This is a genomic window from Xanthomarina sp. F1114 (assembly GCF_026410255.1).
GTDB lineage: Bacteria > Bacteroidota > Bacteroidia > Flavobacteriales > Flavobacteriaceae > Xanthomarina.
In genome coordinates this window covers 1-3,313 of record NZ_JAPMLL010000030.1, presented here as the reverse complement: position 1 = coordinate 3,313, position 3,313 = coordinate 1, and the positions used below count along the sequence as shown (strand labels likewise).

Below are 3,313 nucleotides of genomic sequence, written 5' to 3'. Positions count from 1 at the left end.
TTGTTATGTTACAAGAATCCGTATCGTTAGTAGTTTCTTCTAAAACTCCAACTATTTCACCAGCACAGTTGTCCATTGCAGTTAATTCTTCTGCAACAGGAACTTCAGATACACACTCATAAGCTATATCCGCCGGAGCTTCTGGAGCGGTAGGAGCAATAGTATCGATTATTGTGAAGGTAGCTGATACTGAACTTGTATTACCACAACCATCAGTAGCAGTAAAGGTTACAGTAGCAGAACCAGTTTCTCCACATTCGTCAGATAATTCAGTAAAGTCGTTAGACCAGGCAATAGCAGAACAGTCATCTGTAGCAGTTGCTCCACCATTATTGGCTAACCATGTATTTAAATCATCTATGTTTCCATTTCCATCACATTCTACAGTTTCAGAAGTAGCAGGACTAATTTCCGGAGCTATTGTATCTTGTATTAAGTAAGTCGCTGTAGTAGAAGTTGAATTTCCACAAGCATCAGTAGCTGTAAAAATAACTTCAATTGGATCTGCACAATCAGAAGTTGTACCTCCATAATTGTTGGTCCATGTAATTTCACTACAATTATCAGACGCTACAGCACCACCGTTATTAGCTAACCAAGCTTCAATAGCACCATTGTTTCCAGAACCATCACATTCAATTGAAATATCTGAAGATTCAGTACTAATTACTGGAGCAATTGTGTCAGCCACTGTTATTGTTTGTGAAATAGACGTGCTATTGTTACAAGTATCAGTAAAAGTCCAGGTACGTGTAATTGTTAAATTACAAGCATCTGTATTATCTGTAGTTTCTGATACTACACCAATAATATCACCAGCACAGTTATCTGTAGCCGTTAATTCCATAGCGGCAGGAACATCGTCGATACATTGGTAGGCTATATCCGCTGGAGCTTGAGGTGCTACAGGAGCAGTCGTATCTGCAACAGTGATTACCTGTGAAACAGAAGATGTATTATTACAAGTATCAGTAAAAGTCCAAGTACGAGTAATTGTTATATTACAAGCGTCTGAATTATCTGTTGTTTCTGATACTACACCAATAATATCACCAGCACAGTTATCTGTAGCCGTTAATTCCATAGCAGCAGGAACATCAGCTTCACATTGGTAAGTAATATCCGCTGGAGCTTGAGGTGCTATAGGAGCTATAGTATCTGATACAGTTATTATTTGAGATACAGATGACATATTATTACAAGCATCGGTAAAAGTCCAAGTACGTGTAATTGTAATATTACAAGAATCAGCGTCCTCAATATTCTCTGTTACTACACCAGTAATATCACCAGAACAATTATCTGTAGCCGTTAATTCTTCGGCTGCAGGAACATCAGCTATACAGTCGTAAGCAACGTCAGCTGGAGCCATTGGAGCTATAGGAGCAATTGTATCTTCTATAGTAAAAGTTGCAGTTGTAGTTACAGAATTATCACAATCGTCTGTAGCAGTAAAAGTAACTGTAGCAGAACCTGTTTCTCCACAACCATCTGACAGTTCAGTAAAGTTGTTTGTCCATGTTACGTTTCCACAAAGGTCGGTAGCAGTTGCACCTCCATTATTAGTCAACCATGTGTTTAAATCTGTTGTGTTTCCTAAACCATCGCATTCAACTATTAAGTCTGTAGCTTCTGTTTCTATTGTTGGAGGAACTAAATCTAAAATTGAGAATAGGGCAGTTGTACTGCTAGAGTTATTACAAGCATCTGTTGCAATAAAACGTACAAGTGTTCTTGTAGTTTCACCACATTGTTCGATAACATTTAGAATTTCATGAGACCAGGTAATTGCTGAGCAATTATCTGTTGCTTGAGAACCTGCATGAGTATCTAACCAGGCTTGGAATTCTTGAGCATTACCAGTACCATCACATAAAACAGTTTGATCAGCAGCTACTGTAGTCATAGTTGGAGCTGTTGTGTCGGCAACTGTAATTATTTGAGAAACAGAAGAGCTGTTATCACAATTATCAGTAAAAGTCCAAGTACGGGTAATTGTTATGTTACACGCATCAGCATCGTCTGTAGTTTCTGAAACCACACCAATGATATCGCCAGCACAGTTATCTGTAGCAATTAATTCTTCAGCAGCAGGAACTTCGTCTATACATTGGTATGCTATGGCAGCAGGAGCAATTGGTGCTTCTGGAGCTGTTGTGTCAACTACTGTAATTATTTGTGAAACAGAAGATGTATTATTACATGTATCTGTAAAAGTCCAAGTACGAGTAACAATAATGTTGCATGGAATAGTTTCGTCAATAGAATCTACAGGCGACGCAACAATATCAGCAGCACAGTTATCTGTAGCTGTTAAATCTATATTTGCTGGTAGTTCTGTAATACATTCTACAGTTAAATCAGCTGGTGCTTGAGGTGCTACAGGAGCAACCGTATCCGCAACAGTTATTATTTGCGAAACAGAAGATGTATTATTACAAGCATCGGTAAAAGTCCAAGTTCGTGTTATAGTTAGGTTACACGCATCTGAACTATCTGTAATTTCTGAAACTACCCCGATGATATCACCAGAACAATTATCTGTTGCAGTTAATTCAATAGCCGCAGGAACATCAGATTCACATTCGTATGTTATATCAGCTGGTGGCGCAGGAGCCATAGGAGCAATTGTATCTTGAATAGTGAAAGTAGCTGTTGTAGAACTTTCATTCCCACAAGCATCGGTTGCGGTGAATGTTACAGTTGCAGAACCAGTTTCTCCACATTCGTCAGATAATCCAGTAAAGTCGTTAGACCAAGCAACAGCAGAACAGTCATCTGTAGCAGTAGCACCACCATTGTTATCTAACCAAGCATTTAAGGCGTCTATATTTCCATTTCCATCACATTCTACGGTTTCTGGACTAGCAGGAGTAACCTCTGGAGCTATTGTATCAATTATAGAATAGAAAGCAGATGTGCTAACTGAGTTTCCACATGCATCAGTAGCTGTAAAAATTACTTCAATAGGATCTGCACAATCAGAAGTTTCACCTCCATAATTATTAGTCCAAGTCACAACTAAACAATTATCAGAAACAGTTGCGTTCCCATTATTATTTAACCAATCTTCAATAGCCCCATTATTTCCAGAGCCATCACATTCGATATCTATATTTGTAGCTTCTGTTGTAATTACTAAAGCCTCAGGTGCTGAAATTGTAAAAGTACTTTCTATAGTAGTTGGCTCACAAGTATCAGTAATGGTATAAGTTACAGTTGTTGTACCACCATCACATAAAAGTGGAGCAGTAGGAGTTCCGTAATCTCCAGTAGCATTACAACCACCAGATACAGTAAATCCTTCTAACCA

The 3,313-nt window shown here is 38.5% G+C and carries 1 protein-coding gene; it reads right to left on the bottom strand.

What is annotated here, in order from left to right; genetic code table 11:
• Positions 1-3,313 (bottom strand): HYR-like domain-containing protein (locus tag OS188_RS14650; RefSeq protein WP_267149601.1); only part of this gene is annotated, 3,313 nt, incomplete at both ends.